Source organism: Neobacillus terrae (assembly GCF_011393025.1).
GTDB lineage: Bacteria > Bacillota > Bacilli > Bacillales > Cytobacillaceae > Neobacillus_A > Neobacillus_A terrae.
In genome coordinates, this window is the sequence record NZ_JAAOEO010000089.1 from 1 (window position 1) to 674 (window position 674).

At 32.9% G+C, this 674-nt stretch carries 1 protein-coding gene; it reads right to left on the minus strand.

The window, feature by feature from the left end; genetic code table 11:
* Window positions 1-404: 404 nt before the first annotated feature.
* The coding region (locus tag G8761_RS26895; protein WP_207789367.1) for a hypothetical protein at window positions 405-674 on the minus strand (270 nt) is incomplete at its 5' end.

A 674-nucleotide genomic window follows, 5' to 3' on the forward strand; every position in this document is an offset into this window, starting at 1 on the left:
TGTTGAATTAATTAGTTTTGAAAATGGATGGTGTTTAAGTGTGTGATTTATATTTGGTTGTTGGGGTAAGAGTTAGGTTTTGATGAGTAGGAGGGTGTGGTGGTTGTTGTAAAATTTAGGGTGTGAGTTTGGGTGGAGTGGTTGTTGGTGTAGATTTTGGTGGTAGTAGTAAATATTTAAATGAGAATTTGTTGGTTGTTAGTGGATTGTTCGAGTTGTTTTTGTGGTGAGAGTGGGTTGTTGTGTGTTGGTTGGGGGATGGATTGGGAATGGTTTTTTTGGGAGTTTTTTTTGGGTGTTGAATAGTTAGTTTAGAATTGGTATGGATAAGGGGAATTTGATTGTTTAATTAAAATAAAGTATTGTGATGGTTTTTGTGGATGTTAATGTAATGTGATTTTTGTTCAGTGTTTCTGTTTATTATTTAGTGAAATTATAGTTAAGGGAATGGGTTTGGTAGAATTAGTGGGGAAAGAAGATTCTGTTGAGTTTGATTCTAGTTTGATTTGTGAAATGATTTGAGAGGTGTAGGATAAGTGGGAGTTTTGGTGTAAGTGAAATATTATTATTTTTAATGTTATTTTATTTATTTTGTGAATTGGAGGTGGGGTATAATTTTTGTTTTTGGTTTTAAGGTTTGTTTTGGTGGTTTGATTTGGGTGGAGGTTATCATT